This is a genomic window from Streptomyces sp. NBC_01506, from assembly GCF_045040295.1.
Classification (GTDB): domain Bacteria; phylum Actinomycetota; class Actinomycetes; order Streptomycetales; family Streptomycetaceae; genus Streptomyces.
In genome coordinates this window covers 8,249,192-8,270,744 of record NZ_CP109422.1, presented here as the reverse complement: position 1 = coordinate 8,270,744, position 21,553 = coordinate 8,249,192, and the positions used below count along the sequence as shown (strand labels likewise).

Below are 21,553 nucleotides of genomic sequence, written 5' to 3'. Positions count from 1 at the left end.
GGAGAGCCGGAGAGCGGGCGACCGGGAGACCGGGAGACCGGGAATCACCCCTTCATCGCTCCCTGGAGCAGCCCGGTCACGAAACTGCGCTGGAACAGCAGATAGACGATCATGATCGGCAGCATCACGATGACCGTTCCGGCCGCCAGGGTCGGTACGTCGGTGTTGTTCTGGCCCACGAAGAAGCCCAGACCCGCCGGGGCCGTACGCAGGGTCGCGTCCTGGATGAGCACCAGGACCAGCAGGAACTGGTTCCACGACCACATGAAGACCAGGACCCCGAGGGTCATGAGCGAGGGGCGGGCCAGTGGCAGCAGCACACGGAGCAGGATCGTGGCGGACGACGCCCCGTCGACGCGAGCCGCCTCCACGAGGGACGGCGGTGTGGAGCGGAAATGGGTCCGCATCCAGAACACACCGAACGGCATGAACAGCGCGATCTCCACCAGGATGACGCCGAGGTAGGAGTTGGTGAGCCCCACCGCGCGCAGGTCGAAGTAGAGCGGCACCACGATCAGCTCGACCGGGATGGTGAGGCCGGCGACGAAGAACGCGGCCACCGCGTTGCCGCCCGGCAGCTTCATCGTGCCCAGCGCGTATCCGGCCAGGCTCGCCAGGACCAGGGTCGCGGGTACGACCGAGACCGCGATGACCAGACTGGAGCGGATCAGGTCCGAGAAACCGGCCACGGTCCACGCCTGGCGGTAGTTGGCGAGACTCCACCGCTCGGGCCACGCGAGTCCGGTGACCGCCTCGCCGGCGGGCCGCAGCGAGGCGAGAAAGACGCTCAGGAAGGGGACGACGACGGCGATCGCCATGACGGTCAGCAGCGCGTAGCCGGACCAGACCTCCGTGCGTGACGTCCTGTTGGCGCCCGTCGCGCTTTCGGCCTCTCGCGAGGCGGTGGCGGCTTTCCCGCCCCTCACCTCGCCGACCTCGTCGACCCCGTCGGCTGTCATGGCTTTTATGGTTTTCATGTCTCGGACCTCGACAGACGGTTGACAGCGTAGACGAGCCCGAGAATCAGACAGCTCAGCACCACACCCAGCGCCGACGCGAGCCCCACGTCGCCGTCCGAGAAGGCCAGCCGGTAGACCAGCAGGCCGGGTACGGTCGTCTGCTCGCCGGGACCGCCGTTGGTCGTGACGTACACGATGTCGAAGCCGGCCAGCGCCGCCACCATCGTCACGGTCAGGGCGATGGCCAGCTCACCGCGCAGGTGCGGCAGCGTCACGGACACGAACTCCCGTACCGGGCCCGCCCCGTCGAGCCGCGCCGCCTCGTAGAGGGTGGGGTCGACCTTCTGTACGCCGCTGAGGAGGAGCATCATGCACAGCCCGCTCAGCACCCAGGTACCGACGAGCCCCACGGCGATCAGCGCGGTATCGAAGTCGCCGAGCCAGGCGCGGGTGACCCCGTCGAGCCCGATGGCGCGAAGTGTCTCGTTCACCAGGCCGTCGTCCCCGTACAGCCAGCGCCAGGTCACACCGACGGCGACGAGCGGCACGATCTGCGGAAGCATGAACAGCACGCGGTAGAGCCCCATCCCGCGCCGCCGGTGCCGGGCCAGGAGAGCGGTCATCAGCAGGCCGACGACCAGGGGGACGAAGGAGAAGAAGACCACCAGCGCGAAGGCGTTGCCCAGCGACCTCAACAGCACCGGATCCCGGAAGACCTCGCGGTAGTTGTCGAGCCCCGCCCAACTGCCGAGGGTGATGCCGTCCCAGTCGAACAGCGACAGATAGGCGGTGTGGAGCGCGGGAAGCACGGCGAAGACGACGTAGACGCCGAAGGCCGGCAGTACGTACAGATAGCCGCGCGCCGCGCCACGGCGACGGCTAGGTCCCGGGCTATGTCCCATGGTGCTTCTCCCAGACGTCCTGGATCGCTTCCAGAAACCGGTCCGGTGCGGTGCGGCCGGCGATGAGCTTCTGTACGCCCGAACGGAGCCGGTCGAGCATGGCCGGCGCGGTGAAGTCGGGGAACTGGTTGGTGCCGTCGTCGGCGACCACTTTCCGGTGTGCGGCGGCCACTTCACCCAGTACGTCTCGCTGCTCGGACACGGGGTTGGGGTCCGGGCCCGGGTCCGGGTGCGGTGGGAGGAATCCGTTGGCCGCGACGATCGACGCGGCATCGGCGGAGGCCATGAAGTCCAGGAAGGCACCGGCCGCTTCCGGGTGCCGTGTGCGGGACGAGATGGAGTAGGCGACGCTGAAGCCCGACGCCACGGACCGGGCGGACTCGTGGAGACCGGGCATGGGGAAGAAGCCGGCGTTCTCGCCCATGGCGCCGACCAGTTGGCCCGCCGCCCAGTTCCCGTTGATGAGGAAGACGCTGTCGCCACGAGTGAAGCGCGCGGTGGAATCGACCTGCGCCGTGCCGTTGGCGGACGGGTCGAAGTAGCCCTTCCTGGACCACTCGGCCACCGACTGGGCCGCTTTCAGGGCGCCTTCGGTCTCGATCGTGGCTCCGTCGCGTCCGTCCACCCAGGCCCGGTACTCCTCGGGCGGCATCATGACGTTGACCAGGGCCGCCCACAGATGCAGCCCGCCGGAGTCGAGCGCGCCGATGCTCATGGGCGTCAGCCCCGCGCGCTTCGCCGCCGCCAGTTGCCCCTCGAACTCCTTGAGCGTTCGCGGCGGACGGCTGATGCCCGCCGCGGCGGCCAGCTCGCGGTTGTAGTACAGCCCGGTCATGGACAGCCCCACGGGAACGCCGTACAGCGGCCCACCGTCTGACGACCCGTCACCACCACCCGCGGTGAGCTGGTTCAGATTCGCGGCGGGGAAAAGCTTCCGCCAGTTGTACGCGTCCCGGTAGGGCGCCAGGTCGAGGAGGTCGCCCCGGCGTGCGAGGGCGTCCGACCCGACCGCGTACTGCGCGATGTCGGGCGCGGTGTCGGAGGTCATCACGAGCTTGAGGCTTTTCACGTAGTCCGCGAACTGGGTGTACTGCGGCCGTACATCGATACGCGGGTGCTTCTTCTCGAAGGCGGCGGCCAGCGCGTCGACCATGACCGGCGCGTCCGCGAACGTCAGCCGCAGCGTGATGTCGTCGTCGGGTACGGCGGTGGAGGTGGGTACGGCCCGGGGCCGGCCGGCGTTCGCGTCGTAACCGCTGCCCGGGGTGAGCGCGCCACAGGCCGCGAGCACGACGGACAGGACCGGGAGGCAGAGGACGACGCCGACCCGCCGGTGGACCTCGGACCGTCGCTCACACCGTGGCAAGCGCGATCTCCGTCGACTTGATCAGCGCGGTGACGCCGGTTCCGGGGGTGATCCCCAGCTCCTCCACGGCGTCCCTGGTGATCACGGCGGTCACCTCCGCGCCGTCCACGGACACCTTGACGGTCGCCAGCGCGGCGCCGAGGACGATCTCGGTGAGCTTGCCCGTCAGGCGGTTGCGGATGCTCAATCCGTCGACCGGCCCGGTGGCCAGCGAGACCTCGGTCGCCTTGGCCAGTACGTGTACCGCGGAGCCGACCTCGAGACCGAGGTCCAGGACGCCTTCGAGCGTGACGGCGGCGGTGACCTCCTGCCCTCCCGTGAGGCGGACCCCGACCGTCGCCATGACCTCGTCGGGGGTGACGGCGGTGACCGTGCCGGGGATCTGGTTGCGGACGCTCAGCTTCATGTGCGGTTCGGCCTCTCGCTGGTGGGGGGCGTGGTGCGGGCAGGAGCAGCGGACAGAAGTGAAGCCATTCAAAAGGATAGGCAAAGGCAAGCGACCCATTGACTCCACTATCTTGCGATTTGATCAGTTTTCTGAGGAGTAAGGTTCGGCTAACTTAGGCTCGCCTCATTCCTGGGGCCGTGACGAACACTGTTCTCAGCCGCTGGAGCCCGCATGCGCCCCGTCCGCCTCTCCTTCACCGCCCTCGCGACGGTCGCCGCCCTCGCCGCCGTCACCGCGTGCGCCGAGAAGAGTGACGCCGGGGGTGACGGGGCGATCAAGGTCACGGCCACGGACACCTCCTGCGAGGTGTCGAAGAAGGAGTTCCCGGCCGGTCACCTCCAACTGGCGGTGGAGAACAAGGGCTCCAAGGTCACCGAGGTCTACGTCCTGTTCCCGGACGACCGCATCGTCACCGAGCGCGAGAACATAGGCGCGGGCACCAAGGCGAACATCACCGCCGAGATCAAGGCCGGCGACTACGAGATCGCCTGCAAGCCGGGCATGAAGGGCAAGGGCATCCGGCAGCAGGTCACGGCCACCGGCGGCGGCGAGACAGCGAAACGTGACCCCAAGCTGGACGCGGCGGTCGCCGCGTACCGCCAGTACACGCTGGAGCAGGCGGAGGAGACGCTGCCGAAGGCGAAGGTCTTCACCGACGCCGTGAAGGCCGGTGACATCGAGGCCGCGAAGAAGGCGTACGCCGACTCCCGTATCGGCTGGGAGCGCACCGAGCCGGTGGCGGAGTCCTTCGGCGACATCGACCCGAAGGTCGACCTGCGCGAGGACGGTCTTGAGGAAGGCCAGGACCCGGACAAGGACTGGACCGGCTGGCACCGCCTGGAGAAGGCGCTGTGGCAGGACAAGAAGATCACCGCGCGGGACAAGGAACTGGCCGATCTGCTGATCACGGATCTGACCGCCTGGCAGAAGAAGGTCGGTACGGCGGAGATAACCCCGACCTCCATGGCGAACGGTGCCAAGGAGCTGCTGGACGAGGTCGCCGCCGGCAAGGTCACCGGCGAGGAGGAGCGGTACAGCCACACCGACCTGGTCGACTTCAAGGCCAACGTCGAGGGCGCCGAGAAGTCGTACACGCTGCTGAAGCCGGTGGCGTCGAAGAACGACGCGGAGCTGACCGCCGAACTGGACACCCAGTTCGCCGCGTTGAACACGCTGCTGGACAAGTACCGTGAGGACAGGACGAGTTACGAGTTCACCTCGTACGACAAGGTCGGCGAGCCGCAGCGCAAGGAGCTGTCCGACGCGGTGAACGCGCTCGCCGAGCCGCTGTCGAAGCTCGCGGCCGCGGTCGTGAAGTAGCCGAATCGCCATGACCGACGAAACCAACCCCGATACCCCGGCCGACGACACGACGGCCGATGACACCACGGCTGAGGTGAAAGCCGCCGACAGCCGTGCGCCGTCCCGCCGTTCGGTGATCGGCTGGGGCGGTGCCGGGCTCGCGCTGGGCGCCGCCGCGGCCGGCGGTGCCGCCGTCGCGCTGCGCGGCACGGACGGGACGGAGCCCGCCGGTTCCGCCGGTGCGGCCGTCCCCTTCCACGGCGCGCACCAGGCCGGCATCGCCACCGCCGTCCCCGACCGGCTGCACTTCGCGGCCTTCGACGTGACCACCGACGACCGGGCCGAGCTGATCCAGCTCCTGAAGGACTGGACGGCCGCCGCCGCGCTGATGACCGAGGGGCGGGCGGTCGGTGAGGGCGCGTTCGGCGGGCTGCCGGAGGCGCCGCCGGACGACACGGGTGAGGCGATCGGCCTCCAGCCGTCCCGGCTGACGCTGACCATCGGCTTCGGGCCGACCCTGTTCACGGCGGACACGGCGGACACGGCGGACAAGGCGAACAAGGACCGCGCGGACCGCTTCTCGCTGGCGGACCGCAAGCCCGAGGCCCTGGTGGACCTGCCGAAGTTCCCCGGCGACAATCTCGACCCGGCGCGCAGCGGCGGCGATCTGTGCGTCCAGGCATGTGCCGACGACCCGCAGGTCGCGGTGCACGCGATCCGCAATCTCGCCCGGATCGGCTTCGGCCGGATCGCGATCCGCTGGTCGCAGCTCGGCTTCGGCAAGACCTCGTCCACGACGCCCGACGCGCAGACCCCGCGCAATCTCTTCGGCTTCAAGGACGGCACGCGCAATGTCGCGGGCACCGACACGGCCGCGCTCGACCGGCATGTGTGGGTGTCGCCCAAGGCCGGACCCGACTGGATGGCCGGCGGTTCCTATCTCGTGGCCCGCCGGATCGCGATGCGGATCGAGTCCTGGGACCGCACCTCCCTGAAGGAGCAGGAGGACGTCTTCGGACGGGACAAGGGCGAGGGCGCGGCGGTCGGCAAGGCCAAGGAGCACGACGAACCGTTCCTCAAGTCGATGCTGCCGACGTCACACGTACGCCTGGCGCACCCCGACTCCAACGGCGGGGCCCGGATGCTGCGCCGCGGCTACTCCTACACGGACGGTACGGACGGGCTCGGCCGCCTCGACGCGGGTCTGTTCTTCCTCGCGTACCAGCACGACGTGCGGGAGTCGTTCATCCCCGTACAGCGCGGCCTGTCGCGCGCGGACGCGCTCAACGAGTACATCCAGCACGTGGGTTCGGCGGTCTTCGCCGTACCGCCGGGCGTCCGGGACAAGGACGACTGGTGGGGACGGGAGCTGTTCTCGTGACGCACACAGCGACATCGCAGGAAGGACGGCCGGCATGTTCGGCAACTATCTGATCGGTCTGCGCGAGGGTCTTGAGGCCAGTCTGGTCGTCTGCATCCTCGTGGCGTATCTGGTCAAGACCGAGCGCCGTGACGCGCTGCGGCCCGTGTGGTTCGGCATCGGCATCGCCTGCGCCGTCTCGCTGGCCTTCGGCGCCGCGCTCGAATTCGGCTCCCAGGAGCTGACGTTCGAGGCACAGGAACTGCTCGGCGGTTCGCTGTCGATCATCTCCGTGGGGCTGGTGACCTGGATGATCTTCTGGATGCGGCGTACGGCGCGGCATCTCAAGAGCGATCTGCACGGCAAGCTCGACGCGGCGCTGCAAATGGGGACGGGCGCGCTCGTCGCGACCGCGCTGCTGGCCGTGGGCCGCGAGGGCCTGGAGACGGCGCTGTTCGTCTGGGCGTCGGTGCGGGCCGGCGGTGAGGGCAGGTCGGGGCCGCTGATCGGCGTGCTGCTGGGGATCGCCACCGCGATCGTGCTGGGCTGGCTGTTCTACCGGGGCGCGCTGCGGATCAATCTGGCGAAGTTCTTCACCTGGACCGGCTCGATGCTGGTGATCGTGGCGGCGGGCGTCCTGGCGTACGGCGTGCACGACCTTCAGGAGGCGCGCTTCGTCGGTGGCCTCCAGGACAAGGCGTTCGACATCACCAGCACCGTCCCGCCGGACAGTTGGTACGGGACCGTGCTGAAGGGTGTCTTCAACTTCCAGCCCGATCCGACGGTTGTGCAGGTGACGGTGTGGGCGCTGTATCTGATCCCGACGATGATCTTCTTCCTCGCGCCCCGGCGGGGGAAGACGGGGCGGCCCGCTCCGGTGGCGGCGCCGGCGGCCTCCTCGGAGCAGGGGCGGGATTCGAAGGGCTCCGCCGCGAAGGCGTAGTCCGGCGTACGGGGGTGGTGGGCGGGGTCCCCGCCCACCACCTCGTTCAGGATTCGAGCCAGCCGTGCGAGCGCGCCAGCTCGATCACCGACGTACGCACACGTTTGATCTGATCACCCGTCAGAGATCCGTCCGCCTGGAGCAGCGCCTCGGTCAGCTCGCCGCGCAGCTCGGCCGGGGACAGCACGTCCGAGTACTCACCGTGCGGATCCGCCTGTCCCTGTTCCCCGCCGGACGACGCACCGGACGCACTGCGGTGCGACGGCGACGACGCGGGCGCGGGCGGGTGCACCAGCCTGATCTGTGACGCCTTGGGGCCCTTGTCCCCCACCTCCAGGTAGTACTCGACCTCACTGCCCGCCTTGTACTGGTATTTCTCGTCCAGTAGATCGTTGGCATGCATGAACACGTCCTCGTCCCCCTCGTTGGGGACGATGAATCCGTATCCGCGAACCTCGTCGAACCTCAGCACTCGCCCTACATGCAACACAGCCCCTACCTCCACGGCCTACCCCTACCTCGACTACCTCGGCTACCTCTGCGGGGATCCACACCGGTCCCCCGAGCAACCTCTCATATCCGCCCGCCTGGGAGAATCCGTTCGAGCTTGATCAACACGAATCGGGGGCACGATGGGCACGGTGGTGCGGGTCCCGCAGACCCGGGACATGATCGGGGAGGAACTCTCGGGCGACGAGGCGTGGGCGGCGCTGCGCACGTACGGCGGGCGCAAACTGCTGACCGACGCGTTCCTGCGCTTCCGTTACGCGGACGGGTTCAGCATCGCAAGGGCGCTGGCCTTCCAGTTCGTCCTGGCGCTGGTGCCGTTCAGTATCGCGCTGGTGGGCGTCGCGACATCCCTGCATACGGAGAGTGTGGGCCGCGTTGTCGAGTTGACGCTCACCCGAATAGCGCCCGGCCCCAGCGCGGAGCTGATCCGGGCCTCGCTCGGCCGCGCCGGGGAGGGGGCCGGCTCCGGTCTCGGCTCCGGCTCCGGGTCCGCCGGTGAGCTGGCCGTCTGGCTCGGCCTCGGGTTCGCGACGCTGAATCTCGCGTCGGCCATGGCGCAGATCGAGCGCGGCGCGAACCGCATCTACGGGGTCGAGCGGGACCGCCCGTTCCTCGCCAAGTACGCGCGCGCACTCGTGCTCGCGGTCGCGGCCGGGCTGCCGCTGGTCGGTGGATTTCTTGTCCTGGTCGGCGGCAAGGCGGTCGGCAGCGCGCTCGCGGAGACGTTCGGGTGGGGTGAGTCGGCGCAGGACGCCTGGGGGCTCCTGCGCGTTCCGGTGGGCGTCGTGCTGACATGGCTGGCTTCGGCCGTCCTGTTCCGCCGGGCCCCGCGCCGTGACCAACCGGGGTATACGTGGCTGGCGTTCGGCTCCGCGGTGCATCTGCTGCTGTGGGTCGGGGCGACGTGGCTGCTGACGCTCTACGTCGGGTTCAGCGGGTCGTTCGGTTCGGTGTACGGGCCGCTGACGGCATTCGTCGCGCTGCTGCTCTGGTCGAATCTGGCGGGTGTCTCGCTCTTCCTCGGTCTGTCGCTGGCCGCGCAACTGGAGTCCGCGCGCGCCGGACAGCACGACCCGGTCCATCCTGATCCGGGCCACGGGGGCGATCCGGACCACGTCTGACAGCGCCCCGCCCCCTCAGGCCGGACCCCCAGGAGGTCTTCCTTGCGTGCTTTCGTCATCACCGGGCCGGGCCGTTGCGCGGTCCAGGACGTCGAACCACCCGTCGCCGGGCCCGGTGAGGTCGTCGTGGACGTCGAGCGGGTGGGTGTCTGCGGCACCGACATCGAGTTCTACACCGGCGAGATGAGCTATCTGCGCGACGGCCACGCCACGTATCCGATCCGGATCGGTCATGAGTGGTGCGGCACCGTCCGCGCCGTGGGTGAGGGTGTCGACAGCGGCTGGCTCGGGCGGCGCACCACCGGGGACACCATGCTCGGCTGCGGCCACTGCCGGCGGTGCCTGCGCGGACTGCGCCATGTGTGCGAGGACCGTTACGAGTTGGGCATCCGGCACGGCCGGCCGGGCGCGCTCGCCGAGCGGGTCGCCGTCCCCGTCTCCTCGCTGCACGCCCTGCCGGACAGCGTCGACGCGACGGCCGGCGCCCTGGTCGAGCCTGGCGGCAACGCGCTGCGCGCCGTCGAGGCCGCCGCGCTGTCCCCCGGCGACCGGCTCCTCGTGCTCGGTCCCGGCACGATCGGTCTGCTCGCGGCGCGCTTCGCCCTCGCGCGGGGCGTGGAGGTCCACGTACAAGGACTGACCGAGGAATCCCTGGACTTCGCCCGCTCCGTGGGCGCGCACGGCGCATGGACCGCCGACACGCTCCCCCAACTGCCCTTCGACGCCGTCGTCGACGCGTCGAACGCGGCCCATCTCCCGGCGCGGGCACTGGAGTTGGTCGAGCCGGGCAAGCGGGTCGTGTACATCGGTCTGGCGAGCGTGCCGAGCCGGATAGACACCCGCGCGCTGGCGCTGAAGGACGTCACCGCCGTGGGCGTGCTGAGCGCGTCGCCCGCCCTCGCCCGCACGATCGGGCACTACGCGTCGGGCGCGGTCGATCCGCGACCGCTGGTCGCGGGCACGGTGGCGCTGGAGTCGCTGGCGGACGTACTCGCGGGCGTACGGCCCGAGGGAGCCGGCCCGGGGCCGAAGATCCACATCGATCCCGGGCTGTGAGCGGGGCGCCCAGGCCCGGCGTGGGCGTCAGGCCAGTTCGATACGGACCCGGTGCCGGCCGCGCAGACCGGCCGGGACGGTGTCGGCCCGGCGCCCGTCCAGCGTCGCCGCCGCGACGCGGTTGCCGGAGCCGGTGAGCGTGATGTCCAGCGTCATGTCCCGGTAGGGCAGATCGCGCAGGGTCACCGGCCCCCAGCCCTCGGGGAGACTCGGGGCGAATCGCAGCCCGGTCCGTTCGAACCGCATGCCGAACAGCCCGTGGTGGATCAGCCGCAGATAGCCGGTGGCCGACCAGGTCTGGTCCTCCTGCGACTCCCACTGCCGTTCGTTCTGCCAACCACCGTCCACCGCACCGGTCTTGGCGTTGTAGATCTCCCAGAAGCGGCCGTCCGGCCGCTGGAGGGCCGCGATGTCGGTGACCGCCTGCCCGAACAGGTCGACGCGCCCGCCGACCGCCGCCGCGTGCCCCCACATACCGACCGTCATCGGCCATACGATCGCGTTGTGGCGGCCCGGCCGCTCGTCGTCGAAGCCGGAGAAGTGCGGGTACACGTTGACCACACCGTGCGGCTGGCGGTGCGTGGTGCGCAGCAGCGCACGGGTCTGGCTGCGCGAGGCGACCGAGCACAGCACCGCGAACGCTAGCCCGTTCCCCTCCTGGTACGTCTCCAGTTGGCCGACGCGCTCGCCCGCGCCGTGGATGAAGTATCCGTAGCTGTCGGCCTCGGGCCGCCACAGAGCCGAGTCGATGGCGGTACGCAACCGGGCCGCCGCACCACGCAGTTCACCGGCCACCGCCCGGTCGCCCACCACGTCGGCCATGTCGGCGCAGGCCAGATATGCCGCGTGGTAAAGGCAGTTGGTGGACAGACACATCATCTTGTCCGTGTCCGGGTGGTCGAGGACGAACGACGAGCCGTTCGCGGGGTCGTACGGCGGACTCGGGTATCCGGCGATACCGTCCTGCATGAAGGCCGGGCCCTCGAAGAGGCCGTACTCCTCGTTGAAGTGCCGTTCCCGGTCGAGGCGCAGTGTGTTGAGCGCGGTCCGGTGGGCGTCGGTGACGAACGCGCGGTCCCCGGTGGCCAGATAGTGCTGCCGGGCGGCGACGACCCAGACGATCTGGTCCCACCACTGGTTGTCCTGCTGCACGATCAGCGAGCCGTCGTCCTGCCGCCGGCAGACCGACCACAGCGTGTTACGGGCCACGTCGGGCGACAACAGGCTCGCCGCGTTCCAGGAGTTGACCGAGGCGTCGCGGGTCCAGGGCTGTTCGTATCCGCCGCCGGCCCGGATGAACACGCCGGGCGGGTCGGTCATGAGACCGGTCTGGTTGTACTCGGCCGGATCGTAAGGGACGGTGTTGATGTCGAGAAGATTGTCGAGCGCCGCGCGGTAGGCGCCGCCGAGCAGCGCCTCGTGCGAGGCGCCGAACTCGATGCGCGGGCGCCCGGCGCCTGTTGGGCCGGGGGCCGCGAGGGCGGGAGCCGAGGCACCGGCCAGGCCGGCCGCCGTCAGTCCGGCGACGGCTCCCGCGCGCAGTACGTGACGCCGGGCAGGTCCGTGCCGCCGCTGGTCCGAACTCATGTGGCCTCCCGCATCGACACCGTTGTCACCACCGCACGTCGTGGATGTTCGTGGTGACTTGACGGACTGTCAATGAGGAGGGTGATCACTGTTGCCCAAGCCGGGCGGCGGCGACTGCCGTAGGTCGCCGCCGTCCCGCTCACGCTCGCGTCTGCACCTGTACCTGTACCTGTGCTTGCGCCTTTGCCTGTGCCTGTGCCTGTTCCTGTTCTCAGACGTTGACGCCGAAGTCGGCCGCGATACCGGCCAGTCCGGAGGCGTACCCCTGACCGACCGCGCGGAACTTCCACTCCGCGCCGTGCCGGTACAGCTCGCCGAAGACCATCGCGGTCTCCGTCGACGCGTCCTCGGTGAGGTCGTAGCGCGCCAGCTCGGCGCCACCGGCCTGGTTCACGACGCGGATGAACGCGTTACGGACCTGACCGAAGCTCTGCCCACGTGACGCGGCCTCGTGGATGGAGACCGGGAAGACGATCTTGTCGACATCGGCGGGAACACCGGCGAGGTTGACCTTCAGCGACTCGTCGTCGCCCTCGCCCTCACCGGTGAGGTTGTCACCGGTGTGCTCGACCGAACCGTCAGGGCTGGTCAGGTTGTTGTAGAAGATGAAGTGCTGGTCGGAGAGCACCCGGCCGGCGCTGTTCACGAGCAGCGCGCTCGCGTCGAGGTCGAAGTCGGCGCCGGTGGTGCTGCGCGCGTCCCAGCCGAGGCCGACGAGCACGGCGGTCAGACCGGGAGCCTCCTTGCTCAGCGAAACATTGCCACCCTTGCCCAGGGAAACGCCCACGATCTCCTCCTGCTGTTCGGGACTGAAAAGTGGATCAGAATCTATAACACCGGAGAACCGACGGTCCCGGTATCGACCAGGCTCGTACGGTTCGGCGTGACCTGCCGATCACCCACGCTTACGCGTACGCGCCCCGCCCTCGAACCGCGTTCGTTGTTCCCGGTGGACCCGGCCTGTGTTCACCCTGCGTTCGGCTTGTGCTCCAAGACTCAGCGGTTGGCACCCCCCGCGCCAGAAGTGAACGAAAGGCTTCAACCGTGAAGGACAAGAACACCGAAGACCCCGAGCGCTCGGCACTCTCCCGGCGTCGGCTCGTCAAGTTCGCCGGCGTCGGCGCGACCCTCGCCGCCGCCGCGCCGCTGATCGGCGCCGGCACCGCCTTCGGCGACGAGGACGAGGCCGAGAGCCGCAAGTCCGGCGACTCCGGCAAGCGCGCCTGGCGCGCCGGTGACCACCACGTGCACTCGGAGTACAGCGGCTCGTTCGACACGACGAAGAACCCGCCCGTGTTCAAAAAGGGCGGCGACGCCGTCTACCCGATCGTCACCAACGCGATCATGGCCAAGAACTTCGGCCTGAGCTGGGCGATGTGCACCGACCACGGCGGTCCGACGCACTCGAAGGTCAACCTGGAGCAGGCCTACCCCGACCTGCTGCGCTCGCGGGTGCTCGTCCCCGAGGTACTTCAGTTCTGGGGCATGGAGTTCGACGCCCCGGCGCTCGACCACCACACGCTGATGATCCCGCACCACACCGACGAGGCGCAGCAACTGTTCGAGCTGGAGCAGCGCTTCGCCAAGCTCGACCCCTTCCCCGCCGACCCCGGCCGCGACACCGAGGCCAAGATGGTGGAGTTCCTGAAGGCGGCGAAGGGCATGCCCCGCGAGCCGCTGGTGATCGCCCACCACGCCTCGCGCTCGGCGACCGGCCTCGGCGTCTACGGTCAGGACACGCCCCGCGAGTTCCGTAACGGCAACGACGCCGCGCCCGACATCTACGTCGGCTTCGAGGGTGCTCCGGGCCACCAGGCGGGCCCGCTGAACGGTGGCGCGCGCGGCGGGTACGGCAACTACCCGACGCACGGCGGCTTCGACCAGATGACCGCGCGTGTCGGTGGTCTGTGGGACGCGCTGCTCGGCGAGGGCCGGCGCTGGTGGATCACCGCGACGTCCGACTCGCACGTGCACTGGACGCGTGGCGGCTCCGACTTCTGGCCGGGCGAGTACAGCAAGACGCACGTGCTGGCGCGGCAGGACTACGCCGACATCATGGACGGTCTGCGCAACGGCCGGATCTGGGTCGGCACCGGCGACCTCATCAAGACCCTGGACGTCACGGCGAAGAACAACGGCAGGACGGCAGCGGTCGGCGAGACGGTCACGGTCACCAACCGGGGCCGTACGGATGTCGAGATCGAGATCAGGTTCCGCCCGCAGAACGGCAAGAACGGCAACGGCGACCGTCCGCAGGTGCGGCGCGTCGACCTGATCACCGGCAAGATCACCGGCAAGACCGGTGACCGTGACGCCGACACCAACCCGACCACGAAGGTGGTGGCGCGGTTCGGCAAGAACGACTGGCGCAAGCAGGGCGACGAGTACGTCGTCAAGCACACCCTGCGTGATGTGGACAGCGACCTCTACGCCCGCGTCCGTGGCACCAGCACGGACGAGGCCGAGCCGCTGGCGGACGGCCTGGAGAGCCCGTGGGACGACCTGTGGTTCTACTCCAACCCGGTGTTCGTCAAGGTCCGTTAGTCGCGACCGGCGGATTCACCGGTCGCCGGACGGGCGGACATCGGCCCGTCCGGCGCCGGACGGGGGTTCCGCGCCGCGCGTCAACCCGTGCAGCCGCAGGGCCAGTTGGATCTCCAGTGAGCGGGCCGGGGAGTTCCAGTCCTGGCCGAGCAGTCGGCCGACCCGCTCGAGGCGCTGCACGACCGTGTTCACATGGACGTGCGGCGCCGTCCTGGTCCGGGTGAGGCTCGCCCCCTCGGCGAAGTACGCGTCGAGCGTCCCCACGAGGTCGGTGCCGCGCTCGGCGTCGTGGTCGAGTACGGCGGCGAGCTTGCGCGCGGTGGGGCCGGGGGTGTCGCTGGGTGCGACGAGCACCACATGTCCCTGATGCAGGCCGGCCAGTCCGTTTCCGGCCTGCGCACTCCTGGCGGCCACGGCCGGCAGCCGGTGCCGGTGCCGGTGCCGGTTCACCACATCGTGGGCCGGTCAGGTGTCGCCGTACACCACACGCCCGACCGGGAGCGGCGTGACGTGACGTCGCGGCACGTTCCCTGACCACCTCACCCGTCGAGCGGGCACCGGGTGAGCAGGGTGGCCGGATCCGCCCCTTCCGGCATGGGGAGCGTGCGGCCGGGCGGCGGGCGTTCGCCGTCGTCCAGCCAGCGCTCCAGCGCGGTGACGGCGGAGCGGTGACACGGCACCAGCGGGCGGAGCCGGTCGGGGAAGGCGTCGAAAAGCGAGTCGACGTGGGTCCCGCCCTCGACCCGGTAGTACCGGTGCAGCGAGCCGCGCCCCTCCTGGCGCACCATCCGCGCGTAGGTGTCCGAGGTCCTGGAGATCGGCAGCAGTACGTCGAGGGTGCCGTGGAAGCTGATCAGCGGTTTGCCGATCCGGCCGGTCAGCTCGATCTTCTCGATCGCGTCGCGGACCGCGCCCGGCCGGGACGCGTAGTCGTAGTCGGCGTCGCAGGCGGGCGTTCCCGGTGCGCAGAAGGGCGTCCCGGCCTCGGTCGCGCCGTCGTAATCCGGGTCCAGTTCCTCGCGGTAGATGCGTTGGGTGAGGTCCCAGTAGTACTGGTGGTGGTACGGCCAGAGGAATTCCGAGCCCGCCGGGAATCCGGCCTTCACGATCTGCCGGTGTGCCGCGACGGCTCCCGTGCCACCGGCCGCGTAGGCGGGGTAGGCGCGCAGGGTGGGCGGCAGGAGGGTGAGCGGGTTGGGGGCCCTCGTACGCCACAGGGTGCCCTCCCAGTCGACGCCGCCGTCGTACAGCTCGGGGTGGTTCTCCAACTGCCATCGCACGAGATAGCCGCCGTTGGACATACCCATGGCGAGGGTGCGGGTCACCGGCCGCCGATAGTGCTGGGTGGTCACCTCGCGTGCCGCGACGGTGAGTTGGGTGACCCGGGTGTTCCATTCGGCGAGGGCGTCGCCGGGCGCGGAGCCGTCGCGGTAGAAGGTGGCGCCGGTGTTGCCCTTGTCGGTGGCGGCGAAGGCGTAGCCGCGGGCGAGTACCCAGTCGCCGAAGGCGCGGTCGTTGGCGTACTGCTTACGGACCCCGGGCGATCCGGCGATCACGAGGCCGCCGTTCCAGCGGTCGGGCAGCCGGATCACGAACTGCGAGTCGTGGTTCCAGCCGTGGGTGGTGTTGGTGGTGGAGGTGTCGGGGAAGTAGCCGTCGAGCTGGATGCCCGGTACGCCGCTCGGGGTGGCGAGGTCCTTCGGGGTGAGCCCCGCCCAGTCGGCCTCGTCGGTGTGGCCCGAGGCGACGGTCCCGGCGGTGGTCAGCTCGGCCAGACAGGCGGCCCGCTGGTGTTCCGCGCCGGGGACGACGATCGCGTTCATCCCGGCGCAGTGGCCGGGGCGGCGGCCGGTGTCCCGCTCCGTGGCGGCGGCCGAGGACGCGAGCGAGGCCGTGGGGGCCGCTCCCGCCACCACCATCACGGCCGTCGCGGCGACGCGGGCGGCACGGATCCACCCGGCGCGGACGCGGCGGACAGGCCAGGCGGTTCGTTCGGTCGGGGCGGGTGGGACAAGTGGCATGGGCCATCACTCCGTTGCGAGGACACGGACACGCGACACGTTCGGGGCTGCGGGACGCTACCCACCCGTGAGGGGCGGCGAGCGTCGGTGAGCACGTAGTAACCCGTGGGGGACTCCTTGGGCGTGCGAGCGACGAACGTGTTGTTGAGGCCCATGCTCCGGTTCGAGCCTTTGCCGTACACGCCGCCACCACGGTGAGGTCACCGAAGAGGCGTTCCGCACACCCGCCCATGTCGGTGGACCACACAACTGTGCGGGCCTTCATGGCGTTTCACCGGCCGGCCCGGCAGGTACGTATCCCAAGGTCACGCGTGCTGCGGCGCGGTGCGAGATCGAGGTGGTCGACGTCATGCACGGATCAAGCGGTACGGCGGACGAGTCCGCGAATTCCCTCTCCCCCCGCGGCCGGCCGGTGTTCACCGCCGACTTCTCGTCGCAGGACCAATGGGTGGCCGGCCGTTCCTGGGCCTATCCGGACGGCGGCCCGACGAACCCGGACGACGACAAACTCGACTACCTCACCGCAGACCCCTCGTACAGCCGATCCGGTGTCTTCCGCGCCACCCGCATGCCCCAAGGCACTTGGAAATCAGGGCTGTTGACCACGGAGGGCAGCGCCGACGACTTCATGGTCCGGGCAGGCGACATCCTCGAGACCCGGGTCCGCCTCCCCCGCGAACAGGGGGCATGGCCGGCGATCTGGACGTGGCTGGACGGCGGCAACGAGATCGACGTGTTCGAGTACCACCCGGACAACCCGGATCTGCTGGAGCTGTCGAACCATGTGAACGGCGGCCTGCGCTACTACCGCGACCGGGCGATCCGCCCCGGCGCCTGGGTCGACTTCGAGATCCACCTGGGCGCCCGCTCGGTCGTCTGGTACGTCAACGGCATCCGCGCCTTCGCCGACCGCACCGGCGTGGGCAGGGACTGGCAGGCGTATCTCATCGTGAACTTGTCCGTCTGCGCGGGCCGTTACCACCCGCCTCCGGACCCAGCCACCAAGGAGTTGTCGTACGAGGTGGCGAGGTTGCGCGTGTACCGCCCCTGACTCCGTACGGAGCGCGGCGAACCCGCGAACCCGGTCAGCCGCCGAAGAGACCGCCGAGAAGGCCGCCGAGCGGATCCGTGTCGCCGGACGGAGGGTCGGTCGGGGTGTCGGAGGGGGTCGGTGTGCCGGAGCCCGCGCCGCCGTCGCCGGTGCCGCCCGTGGGTGACCGCGTGGGTGTCGTCTCCGGCGCGCTCGGGCTGCCCGATGTCGCGGACGGCGATACGGCGCCGGTCTCCGACGGGGACGGTTCGGGTGAACCGCTGCCGCCGGACCCTGCGGCGGCCGGGGGTTCCGGCGCTCCCCCGGTGCGCGCGGTGTCCGCCGACCCCGGTGCGCCGCGCCCGCCCGGTCCGGTCTCCGTCGCGCCCGAGACCGAATCGGCGGGCGCGGATGTGGAGTTCGCGGGATCGTCGTCGTTGCTCTCCGAGATGCCCGGTATGGACAGCCAGGGCGGCGCCGAACCTCCGCCGAGCACCGTGATACCGAGCACCAGGGCACAACACGCGCAGGCGCCCACCAGGACCCGGCCGAGCCGTCGTGGCCGCTTCCCGTCAGGAGCGGTCGTGTCGTCGTCCGGCACCGGCACCGGCGTTCCGGTGTCGGTCTCAGGAGCATCGGCAGCATCGGCAGCGGGGTCGGCGGAACCGGCCTTCTCCGTCGCCTCTTCAACGACTTCTTCCGTGACCTCGGCCAACTCGACAGTCTCGGCAGGCTCGACGTCCACCGCTCTCGCCGCCCCCGAACCCCCGTCGCGCGCGGCCGCCTCGGCGGCCATCCCGGCGACCACCCGCTCCAGCTTGCCCAGCCGGTCGCTCAGGTCCGACGAGTCGTCGTCGCGGGGAACCTCCACCCGCTCGGCATCGCCGGCTTCCCCGTGCTCTTCCACAACCGCCCCGCTCAGTGCGTCCCAGTCGTACGACGGATATCCGACGTCGTCGATGAGACTAGTACTACCGCACCGAGTGCCCGCTCCGTCCGTCGGCCTGTTCATGCCCCTCGGACAGGCGCGGCGCCGGAGCCCCGCAGCGCGTCGACCGCGATCCGCGCGGCCGTGCCGATGACCGCGTCCGCCGCGGGCAGCGTGGCGGCGGGGCTGGCCGCGCGGGTGAACACGGCGACGGCGTAGCGGCCGTGGTCGGGGTATTCGATGACGCCCACCTCGTTACGGAGGGTGGGCGCGCTGCCGGTCTTGCCGGCGACGTGGACGTCGTCGAAGGGGAAGCCCGAGGCCAGCCGGTGCGGCCACACCTGGAGCCCGAGCAGACGGCGTACGGCGGCGCTGTGTTCGGGCGTGCACGCCTCGTCGCGCCAGATCGCGCCGAGCAGGCGGGTCATGTCGCGCGGGGTGCTGCGGTTGGTGCGGGCGGGGTCCAGGGCGCGCAGCCGGGCGAGGACCTGAGGGTCGGCCAGGGCCTGCGGGCCGCCGTGTCCGGCGTCCTCCCTGATGGTGGCGAGGAAGCCGCGGAAGGTCTGGACGGCATGGGTACGGGTGAGGCCCAACCGCGCGGTGGTGTCGTTGACGGCGTCGATGCCCACGCGTTCGAGAAGTAGGTCGGCGGCGGTGTTGTCGCTGACGGCCATCATCAGATAGGCCGCGTCACGCAGCGAGAGGCGGGCCGGGTCGAGCATGGCGGAGAGCCCGGTCGGCCCCGCCGTACGGCCTTGTGGCGGGCATTCGGTCTGGTCGGTCAGCTCCAGGCGGCCCGTCTCGGCGTGCTGATGGAGCGCGACGAGCAGACAGAGTTTGTGCACGCTCGCGGTGACGACGGACCGGTCCGCGTCCAGGTCGATCTGGGCGCCGGAGTCGATGTCCACCGCGTGCAGCCAGCCGGTGACACCGGCTTCGGCGAATGCGGCGCGAATCCGGTCGCGGGGGCGGGCGCGGTCAGACGCGCGGTCGGGTGTGCGGGCTGGGGGCTCGGTCATATCCAGTACTCCGCCGCCGGGCGCAGACGTGGCGGACCGGCGGACAGGTCGGGGCCGGCGGTGGCCGTACGGCCCAGGGCAGCGGTGACGGTGTCGGCGAAGGCCCGTACGGCGGCGTCGCCCCGCCCCTTGGGCCAGGCCGCCGAGTGCCGCCAGGCCAGCGGCGCGCCGCTCAGCGGGCGCCAGATGAGGTCCCGGTCTCCGCCGTGGTGGTCGTCGCGCGGGCCGAAGGCGATGGCACGGCCGGCCAGGAGCAGACCGCGGATGAAGCTCGGGCCCTGGCCGTGCCGGACCGCGGCGGGGGTGTAGCCGTGGCGGGCGCAGGTGGTCAGCAGATCGTCGTGGACGGCCGGGGCGTGGGCGCGGGGGAAGAGGATCAGGTCGTATCCGGTGAGCGCGGCGAGCGGGACCGCGTCGAGGCGCGCCTGCGGGGCGTCGCGCGGCAGCAGGACGCCCAGTTCATGGCGTAGGACAGGGCCCAGCTCCAGCCCCGACACGTCGCAGGGGTGATGGATGAGCCCGACGTCCAGGTCGTGCGAGGCGAGTTGGGCCAACTGCTCGGCCGTCGGCAGCTCGTGCAGTTCCAGTTCCACGCCGCCCTCGCGCTCCTGGAATCCCGCCAGGATCGCGGCCACGCTCTCGCCGGTGATGTCGGGCGGCAGCGCGACGCGCAGCAGCCCGCTGTGGCCGTCCTGGATACGGCGGGCCGTGGCCATCAGCGCCTCGGAGTGGGCCAGCAACCGGCGGGCCTCGTCCAGCAGCAGTGTGCCGCCCTTGGTGATCGTCACCTGTCGGCTGGAGCGCTCGAAGAGGCGTACGCCCAGCTCCCGTTCGAGGCGCTGGATGCGCTGTGACAGGGGTGGCTGGGCGACGCCGAGACGCTGGGCGGCGCGGCCGAAATGTAACTCTTCCGCAACAGCCACAAAGCATTGCAGGTGCCGTATCAGGTCCACGACCAGCAATCATACCGATGATTAATCGATCTATGAGCGATATCGGTCTTGGACGTGAACGGGCGGCCGTTGTTCTCCTCTGTTCGAAGGAGGTACGGACCAGTGACGCAAGAATCCCCCGCCGAACCGGCCACGGCGCCCAAGGCCCGCACACTCAAGGCCCGCACACTCAAGGCCCGGACACTCAAGGCCCGGACACCCCGGACCCGGACGGCGGTCGGCGCCCTGCTCGCCCTCGGCCTGTTCCTGGTCCTGGGAACCGTCCAGGCGGTACGGCCCGTGCCCGCCCCCGCCCTGCGGATCGACGCGGCCCACGCTTCGTACACCTTCCCCGGCGACTTCACGGTGCCCTGGCCGCGGCAGGGCCAGGCCGCCGTCACGGTGCCCGGCTCAGGCTCCGTCGGGACCCATGGCGCGCCCGAGCCGGTGCCGATCGCGAGTGTGGCCAAGGTGATGACCGCCTACGTCCTCCTTACGGAGCGTCCGCTGGCGAAGGACGAGACGGGCCCCGTGATCGAAATCGACGCCAGGACGGTGGCGGAGGGCAAGGCCAAGCACGAGTCGCGTATCGCGGGGCTGAGTGCCGGCCAGGAGTTCAGCCAGCAGGACATGCTCAAGATGCTGATGATCCCCTCCGGCAACAACATCGCCCGGCTGCTGGCCCGTTGGACCACGGACAGCGACTCCGAGGCAGCCTTCGTACGGAAGATGAACGACGCCGCGAAGAAGCTGGGCATGGACGACACCACCTACACCGACCCCAGCGGCCTGGACGAGCGGACCGTGAGCACGGCTGTCGACCAGTTGAAGCTGGCGGAGGCGGTCATGGCGTACGACGCGTTCCGCGCGGTCGTCGCCCTGCCCAGCGCCACCGTGAGCGGCCTGGACGACCCCCTGATCAACAACATGGGTGATCTGCTGCTGGCCGGTCTCAGCGTCAGAGGCATCAAGACCGGATCCAACACACCGGCCGGCGGCACCCTGGTGTGGGCCGCCTACAAGACGGTGGGCGACCGGACACCGCTGATCCTCGGCACGATGCTCGACCAGCACGCAGACGGCCCCGACACCAACGGCGCCGCGAGCCTCACCCTGGTGAAGGACAGCAGCGGGACGGTCATCGAGGCCGTACGCGACGCGCTCACCTCGGCCACCGCCGTACGCGAGGGCCAGGTCGTCGGCTACGTGGACGACGGGCTCGGCGGGCGTACCGCGCTCGTCACCGCCGCCGACCTCACGGTCATAGGCGTACCGGGCCAGCAGGTCGAGCCGCGGATCACCGGCTACGGCAAGGCGCTTCCGCACTCCGCGAAAGCCGGTACCGAGGTCGGCGGCCTGGCCGTGGGCAGCGGCCCGGACGCGGTACGGATCCCCGTCACACTGCGGGACGACCTCACGGCCCCGTCCCTCGTATCGAAGCTGACCCGCCTGGGATAGCGACCCGACCACACACCCCGACCACACACCCACCACACACCCCGAAACCCTCGAACCCCCCGCGCCC

At 70.3% G+C, this 21,553-nt stretch carries 19 protein-coding genes and 1 pseudogene; 8 read left to right on the top strand and 12 right to left on the bottom strand.

Features of this window, described 5'->3' with window-relative positions:
• Nucleotides 1-44: 44 nt before the first annotated feature.
• The 4 genes from OG329_RS37145 to OG329_RS37130 are packed head-to-tail and all read right to left on the bottom strand — an operon-like array spanning nucleotide 45 to nucleotide 3,633.
• Complete coding sequence (locus tag OG329_RS37145) at nucleotides 45-959, bottom strand: carbohydrate ABC transporter permease (protein ID WP_405801131.1); 915 nt, start codon at nucleotides 957-959, stop codon at nucleotides 45-47.
• A gap of 14 nt (nucleotides 960-973) precedes the next feature.
• On the bottom strand, nucleotides 974-1,861 hold the full coding sequence (locus tag OG329_RS37140; protein WP_405801130.1) for a carbohydrate ABC transporter permease: 888 nt from the start codon (nucleotides 1,859-1,861) through the stop codon (nucleotides 974-976).
• Nucleotides 1,851-3,227: an ABC transporter substrate-binding protein gene (locus OG329_RS37135; RefSeq protein ID WP_405801128.1), complete on the bottom strand. Its 1,377-nt coding sequence runs from the start codon at nucleotides 3,225-3,227 to the stop codon at nucleotides 1,851-1,853. Before OG329_RS37135 ends, OG329_RS37140 begins: the two co-directional genes overlap by 11 nt.
• On the bottom strand, nucleotides 3,214-3,633 hold the full coding sequence (locus tag OG329_RS37130) for a molybdopterin-binding protein (protein ID WP_405801127.1): 420 nt from the start codon (nucleotides 3,631-3,633) through the stop codon (nucleotides 3,214-3,216). The genes OG329_RS37135 and OG329_RS37130 overlap by 14 nt, the downstream gene beginning before the upstream one ends.
• A 213-nt stretch (nucleotides 3,634-3,846) precedes the next feature.
• Between OG329_RS37130 and efeO the strand changes: the two genes are divergently transcribed.
• Genes efeO through efeU form a run of 3 tightly spaced genes read left to right on the top strand, consistent with a single transcriptional unit; the run spans nucleotide 3,847 to nucleotide 7,280 of the window.
• A complete protein-coding gene (gene efeO, locus OG329_RS37125) occupies nucleotides 3,847-4,995 on the top strand; it encodes an iron uptake system protein EfeO (RefSeq protein WP_405801125.1) in 1,149 nt (382 codons plus the stop codon).
• Between the two features lie 10 nt (nucleotides 4,996-5,005).
• Nucleotides 5,006-6,358 carry an iron uptake transporter deferrochelatase/peroxidase subunit gene (gene efeB, locus OG329_RS37120; protein WP_405801124.1) on the top strand — a complete coding sequence of 451 codons (1,353 nt, stop codon included), beginning with the start codon at nucleotides 5,006-5,008 and terminating at the stop codon, nucleotides 6,356-6,358.
• A 34-nt stretch (nucleotides 6,359-6,392) separates the two neighbouring features.
• Nucleotides 6,393-7,280, top strand: coding sequence for an iron uptake transporter permease EfeU (efeU, locus tag OG329_RS37115; RefSeq protein WP_405801123.1), 888 nt, complete (start codon nucleotides 6,393-6,395; stop codon nucleotides 7,278-7,280).
• A 46-nt stretch (nucleotides 7,281-7,326) separates the two neighbouring features.
• Here the strand turns inward: efeU and OG329_RS37110 are convergent, their stop codons facing one another.
• The gene (locus tag OG329_RS37110) at nucleotides 7,327-7,770 is read right to left on the bottom strand and encodes a cold shock domain-containing protein (protein WP_405801121.1); all 444 of its coding nucleotides are present in this window, start codon (nucleotides 7,768-7,770) and stop codon (nucleotides 7,327-7,329) included.
• Between the two features lie 142 nt (nucleotides 7,771-7,912).
• On the opposite strand from OG329_RS37110, the gene OG329_RS37105 reads away from it, so the two are divergent.
• Nucleotides 7,913-8,911: a YihY/virulence factor BrkB family protein gene (locus OG329_RS37105; protein ID WP_405801120.1), complete on the top strand. Its 999-nt coding sequence runs from the start codon at nucleotides 7,913-7,915 to the stop codon at nucleotides 8,909-8,911.
• Between the two features lie 42 nt (nucleotides 8,912-8,953).
• Entirely contained in the window at nucleotides 8,954-9,967 is a 1,014-nt protein-coding gene (locus tag OG329_RS37100; protein ID WP_405801119.1) for a zinc-binding dehydrogenase, read from the top strand.
• A 27-nt stretch (nucleotides 9,968-9,994) separates the two neighbouring features.
• Here OG329_RS37100 and OG329_RS37095 read toward each other — a convergent pair whose 3' ends face one another.
• A complete protein-coding gene (locus tag OG329_RS37095) occupies nucleotides 9,995-11,554 on the bottom strand; it encodes an MGH1-like glycoside hydrolase domain-containing protein (RefSeq protein WP_405801117.1) in 1,560 nt (519 codons plus the stop codon).
• A 211-nt stretch (nucleotides 11,555-11,765) separates the two neighbouring features.
• On the bottom strand, nucleotides 11,766-12,341 hold the full coding sequence (locus OG329_RS37090) for a TerD family protein (RefSeq protein ID WP_405801116.1): 576 nt from the start codon (nucleotides 12,339-12,341) through the stop codon (nucleotides 11,766-11,768).
• 257 nt (nucleotides 12,342-12,598) lie between these two features.
• On the opposite strand from OG329_RS37090, the gene OG329_RS37085 reads away from it, so the two are divergent.
• Complete coding sequence (locus OG329_RS37085) at nucleotides 12,599-14,098, top strand: phosphoesterase (RefSeq protein ID WP_405801115.1); 1,500 nt, start codon at nucleotides 12,599-12,601, stop codon at nucleotides 14,096-14,098.
• Nucleotides 14,099-14,113: 15 nt separating this feature from the next.
• On the opposite strand, the pseudogene OG329_RS37080 reads toward OG329_RS37085, so the two are convergent.
• Nucleotides 14,114-14,530: pseudogene (locus OG329_RS37080) on the bottom strand (helix-turn-helix domain-containing protein); the annotation flags it as partial.
• 107 nt (nucleotides 14,531-14,637) lie between these two features.
• Entirely contained in the window at nucleotides 14,638-16,119 is a 1,482-nt protein-coding gene (locus tag OG329_RS37075; RefSeq protein WP_405801113.1) for a 3-hydroxybutyrate oligomer hydrolase family protein, read from the bottom strand.
• A 349-nt stretch (nucleotides 16,120-16,468) separates the two neighbouring features.
• On the opposite strand from OG329_RS37075, the gene OG329_RS37070 reads away from it, so the two are divergent.
• Nucleotides 16,469-17,170 (top strand): beta-glucanase, encoded by a 702-nt coding sequence (locus OG329_RS37070; RefSeq protein WP_405801112.1) that lies wholly within the window; start codon nucleotides 16,469-16,471, stop codon nucleotides 17,168-17,170.
• Between the two features lie 34 nt (nucleotides 17,171-17,204).
• Here the strand turns inward: OG329_RS37070 and OG329_RS37065 are convergent, their stop codons facing one another.
• The 3 genes from OG329_RS37065 to OG329_RS37055 all read right to left on the bottom strand — a co-directional run bounded on the left by OG329_RS37065 (nucleotide 17,205) and on the right by OG329_RS37055 (nucleotide 20,019).
• Nucleotides 17,205-18,056, bottom strand: coding sequence for a hypothetical protein (locus OG329_RS37065; protein ID WP_405801110.1), 852 nt, complete (start codon nucleotides 18,054-18,056; stop codon nucleotides 17,205-17,207).
• A gap of 101 nt (nucleotides 18,057-18,157) precedes the next feature.
• The gene (locus tag OG329_RS37060) at nucleotides 18,158-19,096 is read right to left on the bottom strand and encodes a serine hydrolase (RefSeq protein ID WP_405801108.1); all 939 of its coding nucleotides are present in this window, start codon (nucleotides 19,094-19,096) and stop codon (nucleotides 18,158-18,160) included.
• Nucleotides 19,093-20,019 carry a LysR family transcriptional regulator gene (locus OG329_RS37055; protein ID WP_405801106.1) on the bottom strand — a complete coding sequence of 309 codons (927 nt, stop codon included), beginning with the start codon at nucleotides 20,017-20,019 and terminating at the stop codon, nucleotides 19,093-19,095. The genes OG329_RS37060 and OG329_RS37055 overlap by 4 nt, the downstream gene beginning before the upstream one ends.
• 132 nt (nucleotides 20,020-20,151) lie before the next feature.
• On the opposite strand from OG329_RS37055, the gene OG329_RS37050 reads away from it, so the two are divergent.
• Nucleotides 20,152-21,486, top strand: coding sequence for a D-alanyl-D-alanine carboxypeptidase family protein (locus tag OG329_RS37050; protein ID WP_405801104.1), 1,335 nt, complete (start codon nucleotides 20,152-20,154; stop codon nucleotides 21,484-21,486).
• Nucleotides 21,487-21,553: the final 67 nt, after the last annotated feature.